This window comes from Streptomyces sp. NPDC002144, from assembly GCF_053593695.1.
Genome location: NZ_JBSFDB010000001.1, coordinates 355,182 through 373,781, shown reverse-complemented (window position 1 = coordinate 373,781; position 18,600 = coordinate 355,182). Strand labels below are relative to the sequence as shown.

The window sequence follows — 18,600 nt, the reverse complement described above, 5'->3', positions numbered from 1 at the left end:
GCCGACGCGACCAGGCTCACGGTCAGCGGGCACCGACCGGCATCGGCCGGTCCGTTGCTTTCGCCGCCGTGGTCGCCCGCTCTACGGCGGTGCTCACTGCGTCAGCGATCTCGGCCACCTCCGCCTCGGTCAGCCGGTGATGAACCGGCAGCGAGAGCATCGCCTGGGCGACGGCCTCGGTCACCGGCAGTTCCGCGGCGAGCCCGGTGCCGCCGTCCCGCCGGGCGAAGAGCGGCTGCCGATGAACGGGCGGGAAGTAGATCCGTGCTTCGATGCCCCGGTCCAGCAGGTCGGCGAGCACTTGGTCCCGGATGCCGGGAAGCAGGCAGGTGTAGAGCGCCCAGGTGCCCCTGGCGTCGGATGCTTGATGGGGCGTGGTCAGGCCGGGCAGCCCGGTCAGCCGCCGGGTCAGCGCTCGAACGATCTGCTGTTTGCGCCCGAGGATGTCGTCCAGCTTGCGCAGCTGCACCCGGCCGATCGCAGCCTGCATCTCGGTCAACCGCCAGTTGTAGCCCAGGCTTTCATGCTGGTACAGACCGGTCTGACCATGGTTGCGGAGCAGTCTCAGCCGCTCCGCGACGCCCGGGTCGTCGGTCAGCACGATGCCACCCTCACCAGTGGTGATGTTCTTGGCCGGGGTGAAGCTGAACATGGCCGACCGGCCGACGGTGCCGACCGGTCTGCCACGGTACTGGGCGCCGGCCGCCTGTGCGGCGTCCTCCAGCAACGGCACGCCGGCCGCAGCGCACACCCGCGCCAGCCCGTCGAGGTCCCCGGGCTGCCCGGCGTAGTGCACGGTCATGACGGCCCGGGTGGCCCCGGTGATGCGGGCGGCGACCGATACCGGGTCGAGGTTGAAGGTCCGGGGATCGATGTCGGCGAACACCGGGGTGGCCCGGACGTGGCACACCGATGTCGCGGTGGCGACGAAGGTCATCGACGGGACGATCACCTCGTCGCCGGGACCGATGCCCTCGGCGAGCAACATCGCCTGCAGCGCGGCCGTGCCGGTGCAGAACGTCACACCGAACCGCGCCTGATGCCGGTCGGCGAACTCCTGCGCGAAGGCTTCGTTCTCCGCGCCGTTGGTGAGAACACCGCTGTACAGGACCCTGCGTACCGCCTCCGCCTCCTCCTCGCCGAGGTCGGGACTGGCAAGCCGGATCCGTACGTTGCTGTCAGGCACCTGAGAGCATCCTTTCTGGGCTGCGGGCGATCGGATCGTTGTCGTGGCTGGCGGTGGCTCCACCCCCGGCCAGGACCGTCCAGACGGTGAGGAACAAGATGGCCAGGTCGAGCCGGAAGCTCTGGCGCAGGACGTACCGCAGATCCCACTCGATGCGCTCCGGCCAGCTCAGCCGCTGCCGCCCGTGCACTTGCGCCAGGCCGGTCAGGCCCGGGGTGGCCAGCAGCCGCAACCGCTGACGATCGGTGTACCGGCGTACCTGGTAGGGCAGCGTCGGCCGGGGCCCGACCAGGCTCATCTGTCCACGCAGCACATTGACCAACTGGGGCAACTCGTCGAGAGACGTGCGGCGCAATACCCGTCCGACCGCGGTCACCCGGGTGACATCGGTGTCACCCGGTGTGTCCGGTCCGTCCGGGACGTTCCGCATCGTGCGCAGTTTCAGCAGGACGAACGGACGGCCGCCGCAGCCGACGCGCTGCTGCCGGAACAGGACGGGTCTGCCGTGCGCGAGCAGGTGCGCCAGCGCGGCGATGGCGCAGAGCAGCGCGGCCGGCACGATGATCAGGCCGAGCACGACCAGGTCCAGTAGTCGCTTGCCGCGGTACGGCCTGCGGTGAGGCACCTGGTAGCCGCCGGGCCGCGCGTTGGACGCCTCCGCGATCGCCCGGCCTGCCCGGTGCCGGCCCGGTACGGGCGGGGCGGTCACCTGCTGGCCTCCGCTCTTCCGGGCTGGCCGGGCAGCACGGCCTGGTCGGCCGACTCCTCGGGACCGATCGCCGTGGCGAGGAGCGCCAGCGCGTTGCGTACCTCTTCCGGATCGGTGAGGTGAGCGATGCCGGTGACCTCAGCGGCATCGAGTGCGGGCACCGGCACCTGTCTGACCAGCGGATGCCTCGGCCGGTGGTCACGTTCCCCGGCGCCCAGCAGATCCTCGGTCAGCTTTTCGCCGGGCCGCAGCCCCGTGAAGACGATCTCCACGGGCCCTGACGCTGCGGCGGCCATCCGGCGGGCGAGGTCGACGATGCGGACCTGGTCTCCCATGTCGAGGACGAGGACCTCGCCGCTCTCCCCGACCGTCACGGCCTGCAGCACCAGCTGGACGGCTTCGGTGGCCGTCATGAAGTAGCGGGCGACGTGCGGATGAGTCACGGTGACGGGGCCGCCCGCGGCGATCTGCGCGGACAGCGAACCGAGCAGCGAACCCCGGCTGCCCAGGACGTTGCCGAACCTGACCGACACCCAGGTCCCCGGAAACTCGCCGGCCATGTGCGCGGTGAGCCGCTCGGTGATCCGCTTGGAGGTGCCGAGGACGCTCACCGGGTCGGCCGCCTTGTCCGTGGAGACGTTCACGAACGACCGCACACCGCAATCCGCTGCCGCTCGCAGCACGTTCAGCGTGCCGGTCACGTTCGTCTTCAGCGCCTCGGCCGGATACCGCTCGAGCAGCGGCAGATGTTTCACCGCCGCCGTATGGAACACGATCTCGGGGCGGGCCTGCGCGAAGACATCGCGGATGCGGGAGGCATCCCTGATGTCGGCCAGCACGACCTCGTCGGAATCGAGCAGCGCACGGCCGTGTAGCGCGAGCTGGATCGCGTGCAGAGCTGATTCGTCCCGGTCGAGCATCACCAGCGACGCGGGATCCAGACGGTGCAACTGGCGGCACAGCTCCGAGCCGATCGAGCCACCGGCGCCCGTGACGAGGATGCGGCGTCCGGTGAATTGAGCGGCAGCCGACTTCAGGTCCAGGCGGACCGGATCGCGACCCAGCAGCTGGGTGATCCGCGGGTCGCGGACGTCGTCGATCCGCGCCGGTCCGGCGACCAGTTCCTCGATGCGCGGAATCACCTTGGTGACCAGACCAACCGACTCGGCCAGGGTGATCAGCTCGCGGATCACCCGGCCGTCCCGGCACCCGCCGGCGATCGCGATCACCATGACCGTCGCCCCGGTCTCCGCGGCGACCTCCGCCAGCCGCTCCCGCCCGCCGCGCACTCGGATCCCACAGATCCGCAGCCGGCGCTTGGCCGGGTCGTCATCCAGCAGGGCGACCGGTTGGTACTGCGCGCCAGGTTGACCGACGAGCCGTTGCACCAGTTGCGCTCCGGCACTGCCCGCGCCGAACACGATCACCTTGATGGCGGTCGGCGCGGGCCGTCGAGGCCTGCGCCGGACGGTCGCCGCTGCGACCCTGACGGTGATCATGGCAAGCACGCCGACCAGAGCGGCCCGTCCGGCCACGGCCGGCCTGTCGCCCAACAGGGGCAGTCCCGCCTGACCGATACCCACCAGAAGGAGCCCGGTCAGCCCCGCGGAGACCAGTACCGCGCTCAGTTCCGGGCCGGTCTCCGCCTGATAGCGCCCGGAGTAGAGCCCGCACACGGCCCCGGCCAGCACCGCTGCTGCCCCCGTGACAGCACAGCCGACGACCAGATCGCCGGGTCCGACGAGCAGGTCGGAAGCGCCGCTGCTGGTCATGCCTGCCATCAGGAGGCCGCAGGTCCAGGCGACCGCGTCCATGGCGGCCTGCACCGCCGGTCGGCGACACCGGGCGGCAACGCCGGACCAGCCACCCGGCCGGGCGCGGCTTTGTGCGGTGTGGAGCACCGCAGGATGAACCGCTGTCAGCTTGTCTTTGCCCGCGCATTCCCCACGCAAGGTGAACCCCGATCAGCAGGACGTCAATTGCCGAAGACCTATTTCGGCACTTCACTGACGGCATGTCCACGGACGCTGCCGCGTCCTTCTGGGTGGATCGGAATGTTTCTTGCGATCTCGCGGACTTGATTTTCCGTGGGTACCGATTTCGCCGCACGCTTGAACGACTCCCCTTGGCTACTTCCCGCACGGCTGCATACGCACCTTGGTGATCTGCGGCCGTGCCAACGGCTGCGAGGGCACCACGGGGGGCCGATCCGAAGCGGGTTCCAGCAGACGAACGTCCACTTCTCGCGTCTGCCCCGGCAAAAGTTCCACCTGCGTCCCGAGCACCGGGTGACCTCGCTCCTCGGTCGACGACAGCAGAAGTCGCCGCCCGTCCAGCGTCGCACCGGTGAACCGAGCACCGGAACTGGCGTACAGCGAAAGCCAGATGCTTGTGGATCCCGGGGGATGTGAGTGCCGGGGATCGTCGGAACGGAGAGCGACGAGGGGAGGCAGGCCCACAGCGGGAGCGCCGTTCGTCAGTCTGATCCGCACCACGCTGGAACGGGTACCGCCCTCGCAAGGACCTAGCTCGTAGGCCAGCGACCGCCCCAGGTAGTAGTCCATTTTATTGCCCGCGGAATTGTTGACCACAAGGTAGGCGAAGGGCCCTGTTCTCTCGGGGACGTCGCCGGCCAACCCGGCTTTTTCGAGTGCCGACTCGGTGGCGGCGTCCCTGCTCCACACACGTAGTCGGCCATCGCCGGCGTTCTGCCCCAGTGCGTGGACGAGGGCCACCGAATCGTGCCCATGGCGCAGCAAGGCAGCCGCGACTGACTGCGCGACCTGTACCAGGAAACGTTTTCGCTCGATGTTGCTGTACGACGCGTAAAGGGTGCTCTCGGTGAGCTCCACTGTGTTCTCCGCCGTCAGCTGCTTTCCGTCCGGAAGTCGGACCGGGCCTGTGGCTTTGAGGACACGGGCGAGTCCTACAGGATCGGTTGCGATGGCCCCATCGAGACGTTGCCCCGTAAGTCGCTGCCACAGGCCCACCCAGATCTGCGCCGCATACGGAAAATGAGCGGACAGATTGGAATTGGCCAGCCCCTGGGTACTCTCGGTACCGCTGTACCGGCGGTCGAACGCCGGTCCGAAGTTCGCCACCGGGGTGGTGGTACGCGGCAGCGTGTCATCCGACGCGAAGTCGTGCAAAGTGATGCCACCACGGTCGACGGTCAGGATACCGAAGGCGCCTACGAGGCCACCGGTGCCCCGGGCCTCGGCATTGTTCTGGAAGGCAAGAAAGTAGGAGCGTGGCGCCGTGCCCCCCAGAACAGGCATCAGCAGCCGCGTCGTCGACTCCGCCTCCGAGACCGAGTCGGAAAAGCGCGTCACCCGGTCGGACAGCCGCTGCCGTGCCAGGTCGAGGCGGCTGACCATCGTCGAGCCGGGCAGGCCATTCAACGTCGTCCGGACTCCGGCCAGTTGACGGTGCACGCCCCCCAGCAGGTCCGTGACAGCCGAAAGTCGGCGGAGGTCGACGCGCCCCTGGTGCATCATCTGGCCGGACGCGAGCATCTGCTGCAGTCGCACAGCCTCCGGCAGCACCCCGGTGACCATCTCGTCGGCGGCGACACTCAGCCCCCGGGCAGAACGGAGCGGGGGGCCCACCAGTGGAAGGCTCGCGGCTGCGCTCCACACCGGCGTGCCGGCCGCGCTCCGGGCGGCCGCCGTGTGTTTCCGGATGTCGCCCAGCATCTCGGCCGAGGGCTGACGATGAGCGGCCATCTCCGATTGCAGTCGGTCAGTGGCCACCTGAGCCGCGGCAAGATTGCTCTGTACCGCGCGGACCTCCCACACCAGGAAGCCGGCCGACGCGGCGGACACCAGACCGACAGCTCCGGCGCCCCAGAGGAAGGTTCGCTGGCGGCGTCGTAGCATCACGGCCGCGGATGCCCACGCCCTCGCCACAGCGCCCTTCCGGCTGCGTCCCGGATCCTTTCCTGCCTCCCCTGCCTTCCCTGCCTTCATTGCCTACCCATGAATCGAAGGGTCCACCGGAACCAAGCATTTGGATTGGATCAGTAATGACAGGCACGGAGGCCGTTGCACACTTCACCGCGCCACATGGCGAGAAAGTCGGTCCGAACGGCCTATCAGGTTGACTCGTGACTACTGCGTGGATTCGAAGAACGCGGCTTGGTTCTTGCCTGCCGTCTTGGCTCTGTAGAGGGCCGTGTCGGCGTCCCGCAGTGCTTCTGCAGGCGTGATCGGTCTGCTGACGCTCCTCACTCCGATGCTCGTCGTCACCTGCACCGAATGGCCGTGGGCGAGAGTGAAGGGGGCTGTGACGGAGTCGAGAATGCGCGCGGTGTATTCGTGCAGCGTGCTCTCGTCCACGCCTTCCACCAGGAGCGCGAACTCGTCGCCGCCGAGTCTGGCCACCAGGTCCTGCTCGCGGACCCTGCCCGTCAGCCGCCGTGCGATGTCCACCAGCAGTTCGTCTCCGACCGAGTGTCCCAGCGTGTCGTTGACGTCCTTGAACCCGTCGAGATCGAGCATCAGCAGTCCTGCGCAGGCAGTGGTGGAGCAGTGCTCGAGGGCGGTCTCCAGACGTTCGTTCAGGAGCGCTCGATTGGCCAGACCCGTCAACGGGTCGTGGGTCGCCTGATGACTCAAAAGCTTCTGGAGCTCCGCCTGCTCCTGCAGCGAGACGGTGAGGGCCAAGGCTCGCGTGCTCGCCGCAGTGGCCGTCTCCTGGACGTACTGGACCAGGAACGCGATGCGCAGCACCAGCAGCAGCGACAGACCCGCCATCATGCCGACGATCACGGTGACATGCATCGGCTGATCCCGAATGCCACCGACGTCGGCGAGCACGATCAACGGCCCCATCAGGATGAGCGCGATCAGGATCGAGAGTCGCCGCCGGGGCATCCTCTCCTGGGGCTCGGCGAGTTGCGGCGGTCGAGCGACGGAGGAGTGCAGCGCCGCCGACCCCAGGAGGAGGGACGAGACCATCCACCCCACTTCGGACACGTTCTCCGCGAGCGCGGTCCCATGCGTCGCCTCGGTCCCGTAGTAGAGGCCGTCGGAGGCGAGCAGGACGAGCAGCCATCCGATGCACATCAGGAACGACGGTGTGCGCGTGCCGGTCGTGAACATCAGCCACGCGGCCAGGGACAACAGCACCAGGTCGGTGACGGGATAGGCGATGGACACCGCCATCGGCCACGCGGCAAGCCGGCTGCGCAGGTAGGGAGCGATGATGAACGCCCATGCCAGAGTGGCGAATCCCAAGGTGACGATCCCCGCGTCCAGCAGCCCCGCCCAGTGCAGCCGGCCCACGTGCTTCCGGGCCATGATCACCAGACCGGCGGTGAACAACACGTAGCTGCCGAGGTAGAGCAGGTCGGCCACGCCGGGGAACGGAACGTCGGCGCCGCGGACCTGGTAGAGACCCCAGATCGTGTCCGCCACCGCGTACGGTGCCATGGCTGCCGCGAACAGGTACCACGGAAGGGCCGACGGCGGCCTGTTCCTGGCCACGCCCACCAGGATCGCGACGACGACCGAGGCAGATATCAGCACGGCCAGCATGTAACGCGCCGAGGAGGAGGTGAGCAGGAAGGTGACGATCACTGCGGTCCCTGTTGCCGCGTACGTCCAGGCCGCAGCCTCGCGGCCGGCGAGCAGCCCGGCCTGAACCTTGACCACGTCCTCATCCAGGTCCGCGTCGGCGAGGACGGGAGCGGAGCGTCTCCAGGGTGCGGCAGGCTCGGTCGAGCTCCTCCTGAAGGCGGGGGGCGGCCTGAGTCAGCGGGGCCGGGTCTCCGGCCTCGGCGTACTGTTCCACCTCTGTGCAGCACTCGGCGAGCCCCTGGGCTCCGATGTTGCCGGCAGCGCCTCTGAGACTGTGTGCCACCTCTGCGATTTCCTCGCTGTCGTGGCGGTCCAGTGCGTGGAAGAGTGCGCTGGTCATCTCCGGGGCGCGGACGAGGAAGTGGTCCACCAGCCGGTCCACCAGTTCGTTCTCGGCCGGGGAGCCGGCGCCGCGCAGTTCGTTCAGCCGCCGCTCGATGGAGTCGCGCGGCGCCTCGTCGTCTGTCTGCTGGTCAGCCGGGTCGACCCAGCGGGCGAGGGTTTTTTCCAGCTCGTCGGCAGCGACGGGTTTGGAGACGTAGTCGTCCATGCCCGCGGCCAGGCATCTCTCGCGGTCCTCGGCGAGAGCGCTGGCGGTCATCGCGACCACCGGCAGGTGCGGGTCTCCCCGTGCTTCGCGGCGGCGCAGTTCCCGGGTGGCGGCGTAGCCATCCATCCGGGGCATCTGACAGTCCATCAACACAGCCTGGTAGGTGTGTTCCTCGGCCATCCGCAGGGCTTCGATGCCGTCGGCAGCGGTATCCGTGCTGTAGCCGAGGCGGGCGAGCATGCCCTGGGCCACCATCTGGTTGATCTCGTTGTCCTCGACCAGCAGCACATGACCGCGCCGGGGTGGCCGAGGAGTGGTGGGAGCGGGCGCCGCTGCTGCGGTCGTCACGGGAAGTGTCCGAGTGGTGAGTTCGACCAGGGCATCCATGAGCTGGGACTGCTGGACGGGCTTGGCCAGACTGCGTGCGATGCCGGCAGCCTGCAGTTCGGCAACGGGCAGTTGGGCGCCGGAGGTGAGCAACATCAGCCGCACACGGGCGAAGGTCCGATCGGTGGTGATCCGGCGGGCCAGTTCCAGGCCGTCCATGCCAGGCATGTGCATGTCCAGGAGAGCCAGGGTGAAGGGGCGGCCCGCAGCCGCTGATTCATGCAGGGCCACCAGAGCCTGGGGGCCGCTGGAGACAGTAGTCGGCTGCATGTGCCATCGGCGTAGCTGAGCATCAAGGATCAGCCTGTTGGTGTCGTTGTCATCGACGACCAGGACCCGCAGCCCGCGAAGCGTGCCGGGGTCCAGAGGGGCCGGGGACGGTTCGGGGGTGTCCGGTGTGCGCACGGGCACGTCGAAGAAGAAGTTGCTGCCCTGGCCGGGCCGGCTGCTGACGCCGATGGAACCGCCCATCGCCTCGGTGAGCCTGCGGCAGATGGCCAGGCCAAGACCGGTGCCTCCGTAGCGGCGGGTGGTTGAGGCATCGGCCTGGGAGAAGGCATCGAACATCCGCTCCTGATCGGCCTCGGCGATGCCGATGCCGGTGTCGGCCACCTCGAAGCGCAGCCATGGCACGTGCCCCGCGGATGACCGGGGCCGGTCCGGGCGGACGCTGAGTACGACCTCGCCGGCCTCGGTGAACTTCACCGCGTTGGATGCCAGGTTGAGCAGTATCTGCCGCAGTCGGCCGGCATCTCCGAGCACCGTCGCGGGCAGTTCGGGATGGCAGTCGCTCAGCAGTTCCAGGCCCTGGGCCTGGGCGGTCTGCGCCACCAGCGAGACGACCTCTTCCACCAGTGCCTGGGGGCTGAAGGCGACGCTGTCCAGTTGGATCTTGCCGGCCTCCAGCTTGGAGAAGTCCAGGATGTCGTTGATGAGCGACAGCAACGCCGAGCCGGCGGCCTGAATGCCCTCGGCATAGCGGCGCTGATCGGCATCCAGCGTGGTCCCCAGCAGCAGGTCGCTCAGCCCGATGACGCCATTCATGGGGGTACGGATCTCATGGCTCATGGAGGCGACGAACTGAGACTTCGCCTGGGACGCGGCGATCGCCTGGTCGCGCGCCTCCGCCAGGGCGGCTTCGGCATACTTGCGCTCGCTGATGTCACGGACGAAAGCATTGAAACAGCGCGCCTTCGCCGACTTCATCCTCCACACCGTCAGTTCGACCGGGATCTCGTGGCCGTCGTGGTGCAGGGCGCTGAGCTCGATGCGGCGGCCCTGCACATGAGACTCACCGCCGGCCAGCACCCGCTTCAGGCCTGCGATGTGCGCAGCGCGGTACCGCTCAGGGAGAATCGTCTCGCTCAGCGGACGCCCCATCACCTCGCGATGGTTGAACCCGAACAACCGCTCGGCACTGTGGTTCCAGTCGATGACCAAGCCGTCCTCGTCGATGGAGACGAAGGCGTCCCGGGCGGTCTCGATGACCGAGCGGGCCTGCTCCTGCAACAACCGCAGGGCTTCCTCCCTGCGCCGCTGGCCCTCCGCCTCACGGACGAACCCGCGCACTTCGAGGGGCTCGCCCGAGGCGTCCCGCACCACCCAGGATGTCGTCTCGGTCCATACCCAATGCCCGTCGGCGCGGCGCAGCCGCAGACACACCACCACCCGGCCGTCGCGCAGCAGATCCCGCTCAGCCCACTCGAACTCCTCCACGTCGCCCGGATGCACCCAGGATGCAACCGTCGTTCCCACGATCTCCTCCGGCGGCCGCCCGAACAACGCCGACGCCGCCGCGGAAACCTCCTGGTAGACGCCCGGGACCGTGCGCCGGTAGACCATGTCCGCGGAGTTCTTCACCAGAATCCGAAACCGCTCCTCGTCGTCGGCCGCGTATTGCCCTGGCACGTCCGGGGGCTTGGGTTCCATCGTCCGCCTCCACATGTCGTGCACGACCGCAAGCTGCGGCCGGGACTGCCGACAGGCCGGTCGCGATCTCGTCGGTGCGGCGTCTGCGAGCGACGTGTCAGCAGCGTCCGCTCACGGTGGACGACCCCGAACCACAAGGTCAGACACCTGCCCAGCGGTTGCATCGGACTCTTCAAGCGAAGGACGAACGAGGGAAGATCGCAAATCGAGCCACGGGCCGCGCCCTTGGACGGATTGGGCAGGCCTGGCCAGGAGTTACCGGCGGGCTGCGGCATTCGGGTGACTGGTTGCCCGTCACTCCTTGCCCTCGGCGTCATGGACCAGTTCCCTGACGCTGATTCAGTTTCCACTGGACCGCTCACGCGCCATCACCTCCGCGCTCCTTCACTTGACCGGAGGTGTCGAATCCGGCGCGGGTCATCGAGCCCCACACCTGGGGAGTCCGGCGCAGCGCGTCCCACAGGCCGCGCAACCGCCACCACGCCGTCAGCTGGCGGTACCCGATGTTCTCCGCGGCCACCCCGACGAGGGCGCCCCAGACGTCCCGCCATCGTGTGAACCGGTGGAAGGCGTACTCCTCCACAGCCACCGACACCAGGCTGACCACGATGGCGTAGGCGTAGGCGGCGAGCAGGAAGCGCCACAGGAAGCCCACGTCGACCGCGCCGATCAGCACGCCGAGCGGGACCAGGACGAGGCTCGCGAGCTCCACCACCGGGGCCAGCAGTTCGAAGACCACGTAGAAGGGCAGGGCCACCAGGCCGATACGGCCGTAGCGCGGGTTGCAGATCATGCCACGGTGCTTGAGCAGGATCTCCGTCAGGCCCCGGTGCCATCGCCGCCGCTGGTGGCCCAGAACCTTCAGCGTCGAGGGCGCCTCGCTCCAGGAGATCGGCTCGGTGACGAAGACGATGCGGTAGTCGCGGCGCTGCTCGCGCATGTACCGGTGGAGACGGATGACCAGTTCGGCGTCCTCCCCGATGCAGTCCCTGTCCATCCCGCCGACAGCCACGACCGCGTCCCTGCGGAAGAGACCGAAGGCGCCGGCGATGATCAGCAGGCTGCCGACCTTGGACCATCCGGTGCGGCCGAGGAAGAAGGCGCGCAGATACTCGACGACCTGAACCCGTCCGAGGAGGTCGGGGGGCACATGCGGCTCGACGACCCGTCCGGCCATGATGATGCAGCCGTTGGCGAGGCCCACTACACCGCCCGTGGCCACCACCCGCATGGGGTCGTCGCTGAAGGGTCTGGCAACCGCGAGCAGCGCCTGTGAGTCGAGGATCGAGTCGGCGTCCACCATGCACAGCAGCGGATAGCGTGCCAGGTTGATCCCCACGTTGAGCGCGTCGGACTTGCCTCCGTTCTCCTTGTGGGCCACCACCAGGGGCACCGGCCCGCCTCTGGGCAGATGGACCGAGGTGATCCTGCCGCGTACGGGGACGTCGTCGGGCACCACGTACTCCACCTCAACCAGGTCGAAGGCGTCCCGCAGGGCGTCCAGCGTGCCGTCGGTGGAGCCGTCGTCGACCACGACCACCTCGAACATGGGGTAGCGCAGGAGCAGCATGGCCCGGATCGCTTCGACGATGCCGACCGCCTCGTTGTGGGCGGGCACGATCACGGACACGGGCGGGGTGAACGGGCTGCCGGATGCGTCGTCGTACCCGGCGAAGGACGCTCGCCGCAGCCTTCTGACGAACTCCACGACTGCGATCAGGATCAGCACCAGGTAGGAGGTGTTGATGGCCAGGAAGTAGACGATCACGACTTCGTCGCAGATGGCGATCAGGCTGTGCGCCGGGGCGATCAGCCATGCCCACAGGCCCTCGGCCACCGTACTCACAGCGCCACCTCCGCACGGACGTCGTGGTGTGCCCCACCGACCGCCGATTCGGCCAGCACGGCCATGGCCTGGGCGGCGGCCGGACCACCGGATGGATCGTCCGCCGCCGCGCGCAGGGCCGCACGACCTGTCGGGCCGAGCCGTAGCAGCGCTCGGGCCGCGGTGCCCGCCACATGCGGGTCGGGGTCGTCGAGCAGGTCCGCGAGCGGGCCGGTCGCGGCGACGGCACCCAGATTGCCGAGTGCCCCGGCGGCCACCATGCGCAGGGCGACCGGCCGTCCCGGCAGGACGGCCGCGAGCAGCGGCTCCAGGCCCTCGGGCATGCCCAGCCTGCCCAACGCCCGTGCAGCTTTGATCCGCACCTCGATGGAGGGGTCCTCGTGCTGCGCGCGAGCGATCCTGGAGGTGTGGGAAACCGCGCCGGTCGCGCCGAGAACCTCGATCGCCACGGCCCTGACGAGCGGCTCCCGGTGCTCCAGTCCGGCCGCGACATTCCGCTGTGCCTCCGGTCCCAGGGAGACCAGCGCCATGGTGATCACACCGGGGGGTTGCCTCCGCGCTCCGCAGAGGGACTCCAGAAGGTGCGGGACGGCCGCCGGTCCCCCGCACCGGCCCAGCGCCCGTGCGGCGGCCAGGCGTACATCCGGGTCACGGTCGGTGAGCAGTCGGCACAGCGACTCGGCCGCCGGGCGGTGGGAGAGTTGCCCGAGCACCTGTGCTGCGCGCCCCCGCCGAACCGCGCTGCGGCTTCCCAGGTCGCCGACTGCGTCCACGGCGGCCCCACGCAGCTCGTACAGCCGGATCAGCGCGGTGCGGGCTCCTCCGGAGACCTTTTCCAGCAGCGCCGTCAGGGTCGGCTCCAGAGCGATCCAGGTCCTTTTGTCGATCTCCGCCAGCTGGTGCAGCAGCTCGGTCTGCTCGTCCTCCTCGGCACACAGGAGCCGCAGCAGGAGACCGCGCACAGGTGCCACGACCCGCCGGCGCCTGGCCTGCCGGTGCTTGCGGATGCCGCGGACACAGACGATCAGCAGGCACATCGTCAGGATGACGGCCGTGAGGCACAGCAGCGCCCTGATGACGAAACCCGTGGGGATCATCGCTCAACCCGGCTGAGCACTGCGATGACCCGGCTGGACAACTCCCGTGGGCTGAACGGCTTGATGATGTAGTCGTCGGCGCCCGCCGCGAATCCGACCTCGATGTCTCCTTCCTGGGACCGGGCGGTGATCATGATGACGGGGAGTGAGGCGGTCTCGGGCGTGGCGCGCAGTGCCCTGCAGACGTCCAGACCTGACATCCCCGGCATGCGTATGTCGAGCAGGGCCAGTTCAACCGGCTGTTCGCGCACCGCGCGGAGCGCGGCCATGCCGTCCTCCACGGCCGTGACCCGGTGACCGTTCTGCGTCAGCTTGAAGGCCACCAGATCCCGGATGTCCGCGTCGTCGTCGGCTATCAGGACATGCGCCATTGTTCTCCCTGGGGCTCCTGGGCCACGGAACTCCGCTACGACCCCCGGGGGGCGCACCGCGGCCGGCAGCGGGAAAGGGTTGGATCGGATCGTCATAGACAAATTACGGTCAATGGTCGACTTCCACCACATATGCCGCATCGTTCGAGCGGGCGTGCCCGGCCTGCTCACCGTGCGCCTGCGCGGGTCAGCCGTGGCAGTGCGAGAGAGACCGTCAAGGCGGCGAGCAGAGCCGCCGCGCACGGCACCCGATAGCCCGCCGCGGCCCCCGCGGCGTCGACCACCCACCCGGTCGTGGCGTAGCCCAGCGCCACACCGACGGAGAGCCCGGAGACGATCCAGGTGATGCTTTCGGTGAGTTGGGCGGCCGACGCCAGGCGGTCCACCAGGCCCATGGTGGTGATCAGGATCGGTGCGACGGCCATGCCCGCCACGAAGAGCATCCCCGCCAGGGCCACGAGACCCGGCGCGAACAGCAGCGGTACCGTCGTCACCGCCATCGCGCCGACATTGAGCAGCAGCCGCCGCGTGAGCGCCCCTCGTGGCCCGATTGCGCCGACGACCGCGCCTGCCAGGCCCGAGCCGAGTGCGTACAGGCCCAGCAACAGTCCGGAGAGCGCCTTGTGGTGGTGTGCGCCGGCGAACGCCACCGTCGCGACGTCCACCGAACCGTAGGACACGCCCACCCACGTAAGCGTCAGCACCAGCAGGCCGAGGCCCGGAGTGCGCAGCGCCGAGCCCCTGGTGTGTCGCGGCCCGGAGCGCACCGGCGGTTCCGTACGCCGCTGGACGGCGAACAGCAGCACGCCGACGGCGAGCAGGACCGCGGCCGCCAGCGGCCCGGCCCCGGCACGGACCTTGGTGGACAGGGTGATCGCCAGGATCGGGCCGACGACGTAGATCAACTCGTCGAGGACCGACTCCAGCGAGAACGCGGTGTGCAGTAGCCGCGGTGAGTCCCGGTGGATCTCCGCCCAGCGGGACCTGACGAGCGCGCCCATGCTGGGCATGCAGCCCGCCACCGCCGCCGCCACGAACAGCGTCCAGTCCGGGGCGGCGAAATGGGCACACAGCAGGAGCGCACAGATGGCGGCGACCGTCACGGCCGTGGCCGGGAGCACGACGCGACGCTGACCATGCCGGTCGACGAGCCGGGAGATCTGAGGTCCGACAGCGGCGGCGGCGAGCGCCTGCGTGGCGGAGACGGAGCCGGCGAGCCAGTACTCACCGCCGAGTTGCGACAGCATGGTGACGATGCCGACGCCGATCATCGACAACGGAAGGCGTGAAATGAAGCCCGCGGCAGAGAAGAGAAGACTGCCCGCAGGAGAGAAGATCCGACGGTAATCGGAGAGCATGGGACTCCACGCTCCGTCAGGAGCGGATCGTCACTAAGGGATCCGGTGCGGTTTCTGCCCCCTCCATCTTCAGGCATGCGGCGGTGACTCGCGACGCGACCCGGAATCCGGCCGTCCCGGTGCGCGTGAGAGTGCGTGAAATGGCGAGCCGGGTTAGCTTGATGGAAGACACGTCGATGTCCCGGCGAGAAGGAGCCCGCATCAACCGGCGCCGCGATACCGGCGCCCGCGATTCGCAGGCGGCGCGTACCGATTCCCGGACCCAGAGAATTCTCAATTACCAGCTGGTCCCACGGGTTTCTCCGTCGCAGCCGGGTACTGTTCGGCCCAGCTCCGTCCGCCCCGTCACGATGCCCTACCGGGAGGTGAGTTGGGGTGAACCCGCGATTGCGAGGCCAGGCCGTGACGGCCGCGGTCTGCGCATCCATCGTCGCACTGACCGCGTTCTACTACGCATTTCCAGAGCAACGGATGATCTTCGTCGCCATTGGCGCGACCGGTGTCATCGGCATTATTCTTGGGATCGCTATCAACAGTCCCGCGCATCGACTCCCCTGGCTGCTGCTCGCCGTGGGAAACCTCGCATTCGCCGCGGGCGAGGCCACCCAGATTATTCTCATCCAGCTCAAACAGACCGCGTTCCCGTCGATCGCCGACGGCTTCTATCTCGCGGCATATCCGCTCTATGCGGCCGGGCTGCTGGGCTTCATCCACTGGCGCACGGGGCGGCGCGACCGCGGGAGCCTCGTCGACGCGCTGACGCTGACCGTCGGTCTGGCACTGCTGTCGTGGCTCTTCCTCATCGAGCCGTACGCCCACGCGGCAGGCCTCACCTGGGTGCAGAAGGCGTTCTCCATGGCCTATCCGCTGGGCGACATCCTCGTCCTGGCGATGCTGCTGCGCCTACTCGCCGGCCGGGGCGGCAAGAGCCCCTCACTCATGCTCCTGACCGTGGGCACCGTCGGTCTGCTCACCGCGGACGTGCTGTACGGCCTGATTCAGCTGCACGGGACGTGGCGCACGGGTACCGCGGTCGAACTCGGCTGGGTCGTCCTGTACGGCGCCTGGGCGGCCGCCGCGCTCCATCCTTCCATGCGGTCGGTGACGCGGTTCGTGCCATGGCGTGCCGAGACCGGCGTGGGGGGCCGCCTCAGCCTGCTCACGCTGGCATCGCTCATCGCGCCGGCCATCCTCCTGGTCGAGGCGGTGCGGGGGGAGAGCGCCAACATCGGCGTCATCGGGGTGTTCTCCGCAGTGCTCTTCCTTCTCGTGCTCTACCGTCTGGCAGGCGTGGCGACGACCCACCGGCAGGCAGTCGGCCGAGAGAAGGTACTGCGTATCACGGTGTCGTCGCTGGGCGGCGCGAGCGATCTGGGTGAGGTGGCAGCCGTCGTCCACGCCGCGGTGACGGAACTGGTGCCGCACAGTCCGCCGCGTTCGGCGCTCCTCATCGTGCCGGACGACGCCCTCTGGGTGAACGGGGAGCACGGCGGCGCGGCCGGGCCCGTGTCCGAGCAGGTGACCGCGGCCATACGCGAACTGACCACGTCCGGCGAGAGCCGCCTGGTGGCCCTGGACGGTGTCGGGCCCGATCTCGCCGCCCGCCTCACGGATCTGGGCGAGGAGCCGCCCCACACGGTCCCCGCGCTCGTCTGCCCGCTCATCTCGCAGGATCACCCTTCGGGAGATCCGCTGATCGGGGCGCTCATCCTGGCCGGGCCCGAGCAGAACCTGCTCCTGGTCCGTCAGACGCTGGCCACTCTCGCCGCGCAGGCGGCACTTGCCGTGGCACGGATCTCCCTCGCCGAGGAGGTCAACCAGCGCAACAGCGAGGCGTACTTCCGCACGCTGGTGCAGAACGCCTCTGACGTCATCCTGATCCTCGACGACGACGACCGCGTCCGCTACGCCAGTCCCTCCGCCGACCAGATGCTCGGCGTTCCGGAGCTGGAGGGCACCCACCTCATCGGCCTGGTGCCGCCGCAGGACAGCCGCAGGGTGGTCGAGACGCTCGGCCGGATACGCAGCGGCGAGTACCAGACCAGGCGCGAGCACTGGCGCATGATCCGCGTCGACCGGGCGTCCATCGAGGTCGAGGTGAGGTGGAGCGACCTGCGCGAGGAGGCGACCGTGGGCGGGGTGGTGCTCACCCTGCGGGACGTGACCGAACAGCGCAAGCTCGAACGCCAGCTCACCCATCAGGCCTTCCATGACTCGCTCACCGGCCTGGCCAACCGCGTGCTCTTCCAGGAGCGGGTCAACCACGCCCTGGTACAGGCTCAGCGCGATGGCACGGTGGTCGGCGTACTCTTCCTCGACGTGGACGACTTCAAGGTCGTCAACGACATACACGGCCACGGTGTGGGCGACGAGCTCCTGGTCGCGCTGTCGCTCCGGCTGCAGACCGCCGTCCGTGCCTCCGACACCGCCGCGCGCATCGGCGGAGACGAGTTCGCACTCCTGGTGGAGGGTTCCGCCACACAGGACGGCGTGGAGCGGTTCACTGAGAACCTGATGTCCGTGTTCGTCGAGCCGTTCCGGCTCAGCGTGGGGCCGGTGAGCACCTACGCCAGCGTGGGCGTGGCGACGACGGAGGACAGCATCGACTCGGTCGAACTGTTCACCCACGCCGATCTTGCGCTGTACGCGGCGAAGACAGCAGGCAAACGCCAGTGGCGTCACTACCGCCCGGAACTGCAGAGCGGTATGGCCGAACGGGCCAGGTTGCAGGAAGGGCTGGACAGTTCGTCGATCGAGACGTCGTTCATGGTGCTTTACCAGCCCATCGTGGAGCTGACCAGCGGTCGTATTGCCGGCTTCGAGGCGCTCGTTCGCTGGCCCCACTCCCCGCACGGCATGATATTGCCGGAGCAGTTCATCACGCTGGCCGAGGAGAGCGGGCAGATCGTCCCGCTGGGTGCCTGGGTCCTCGATCAGGCCGCGACCGAGGCTGTCCGGTGGCGGGGCTCCGTGCGACGCGTACTGACAGCCGACAGCAAGGAACCCTACGTCAGTGTGAATGTGTCACCGCGTCAGTTCCGGGACGAGGAGTTCTACAACGTGGTCCGGCGTGCCCTGGATCTCTCCGGCATCGAACCGTCGTCCCTGGTACTGGAACTGACGGAGAGTGTACTGCTGTACAACGACGAACGTATCCTGCGTGAGATGAGTTCGCTCACCGACCTCGGGATCCGCATCGCGATCGACGACTTCGGAACGGGCTACTCGTCGCTGAGCTATCTGCGTGAGTTCCCCATCTCGATTCTCAAGATCGACAAGTCGTTCGTGGACGAACTGGGGCACTCGCCCGAACACTACGCCCTGGTCGAGGGCATCACGCATCTCGCGGACTCGCTCGGCCTGACGGTGATCGCCGAAGGGGTGGAGAACGTGAGACAGCAGGAGCTGTTGATCTCCATGGGCTGCCCGCTCGGCCAGGGATACCTCTTCGCCGAGCCGATCAGCGCCGAGGAGGCGGAACAGCTCGTCCTCGCACCGCCGCTCGGCCGCCTGGCCGCGCTGCCTGCGGTGCCCGAGGAACGGAACCCCTGATGGTGTGGGCTCTCTCTCGCGAGGGGTTCGGGTCGT

The 18,600-nt window shown here is 68.6% G+C and carries 11 protein-coding genes; 1 reads left to right on the top strand and 10 read right to left on the bottom strand.

Annotation, left to right across the window (positions count from 1 at the left end):
• Positions 1-22 precede the first annotated feature (22 nt).
• The 10 genes from ACWCQ1_RS01595 to ACWCQ1_RS01550 all read right to left on the bottom strand — a co-directional run bounded on the left by ACWCQ1_RS01595 (position 23) and on the right by ACWCQ1_RS01550 (position 15,012).
• Positions 23-1,186, bottom strand: coding sequence for a DegT/DnrJ/EryC1/StrS family aminotransferase (locus ACWCQ1_RS01595; protein WP_451025596.1), 1,164 nt, complete (start codon positions 1,184-1,186; stop codon positions 23-25).
• Positions 1,179-1,895, bottom strand: coding sequence for a sugar transferase (locus tag ACWCQ1_RS01590; protein WP_133040848.1), 717 nt, complete (start codon positions 1,893-1,895; stop codon positions 1,179-1,181). The genes ACWCQ1_RS01595 and ACWCQ1_RS01590 overlap by 8 nt, the downstream gene beginning before the upstream one ends.
• A complete protein-coding gene (locus tag ACWCQ1_RS01585) occupies positions 1,892-3,709 on the bottom strand; it encodes an SDR family NAD(P)-dependent oxidoreductase (RefSeq protein ID WP_451025595.1) in 1,818 nt (605 codons plus the stop codon). Before ACWCQ1_RS01585 ends, ACWCQ1_RS01590 begins: the two co-directional genes overlap by 4 nt.
• 315 nt (positions 3,710-4,024) lie before the next feature.
• On the bottom strand, positions 4,025-5,719 hold the full coding sequence (locus ACWCQ1_RS01580) for a DUF4012 domain-containing protein (protein WP_451025594.1): 1,695 nt from the start codon (positions 5,717-5,719) through the stop codon (positions 4,025-4,027).
• A 285-nt stretch (positions 5,720-6,004) separates the two neighbouring features.
• A complete protein-coding gene (locus tag ACWCQ1_RS01575; RefSeq protein ID WP_358593759.1) occupies positions 6,005-7,549 on the bottom strand; it encodes a GGDEF domain-containing protein in 1,545 nt (514 codons plus the stop codon).
• A gap of 4 nt (positions 7,550-7,553) precedes the next feature.
• Positions 7,554-10,340: a response regulator gene (locus ACWCQ1_RS01570; protein ID WP_358593760.1), complete on the bottom strand. Its 2,787-nt coding sequence runs from the start codon at positions 10,338-10,340 to the stop codon at positions 7,554-7,556.
• 358 nt (positions 10,341-10,698) lie between these two features.
• Positions 10,699-12,186, bottom strand: coding sequence for a glycosyltransferase family 2 protein (locus ACWCQ1_RS01565; protein ID WP_358593761.1), 1,488 nt, complete (start codon positions 12,184-12,186; stop codon positions 10,699-10,701).
• Positions 12,183-13,283 carry a HEAT repeat domain-containing protein gene (locus tag ACWCQ1_RS01560; protein WP_358593762.1) on the bottom strand — a complete coding sequence of 367 codons (1,101 nt, stop codon included), beginning with the start codon at positions 13,281-13,283 and terminating at the stop codon, positions 12,183-12,185. The genes ACWCQ1_RS01565 and ACWCQ1_RS01560 overlap by 4 nt, the downstream gene beginning before the upstream one ends.
• Positions 13,280-13,654 carry a response regulator transcription factor gene (locus ACWCQ1_RS01555; protein WP_358593763.1) on the bottom strand — a complete coding sequence of 125 codons (375 nt, stop codon included), beginning with the start codon at positions 13,652-13,654 and terminating at the stop codon, positions 13,280-13,282. The genes ACWCQ1_RS01560 and ACWCQ1_RS01555 overlap by 4 nt, the downstream gene beginning before the upstream one ends.
• Before the next feature lie 167 nt (positions 13,655-13,821).
• Entirely contained in the window at positions 13,822-15,012 is a 1,191-nt protein-coding gene (locus tag ACWCQ1_RS01550) for an MFS transporter (protein ID WP_358593764.1), read from the bottom strand.
• 375 nt (positions 15,013-15,387) lie between these two features.
• Here ACWCQ1_RS01550 and ACWCQ1_RS01545 point away from each other — a divergent pair, with 375 nt between their 5' ends.
• Positions 15,388-18,564: a putative bifunctional diguanylate cyclase/phosphodiesterase gene (locus ACWCQ1_RS01545; RefSeq protein WP_451025593.1), complete on the top strand. Its 3,177-nt coding sequence runs from the start codon at positions 15,388-15,390 to the stop codon at positions 18,562-18,564.
• Positions 18,565-18,600 lie beyond the last annotated feature (36 nt).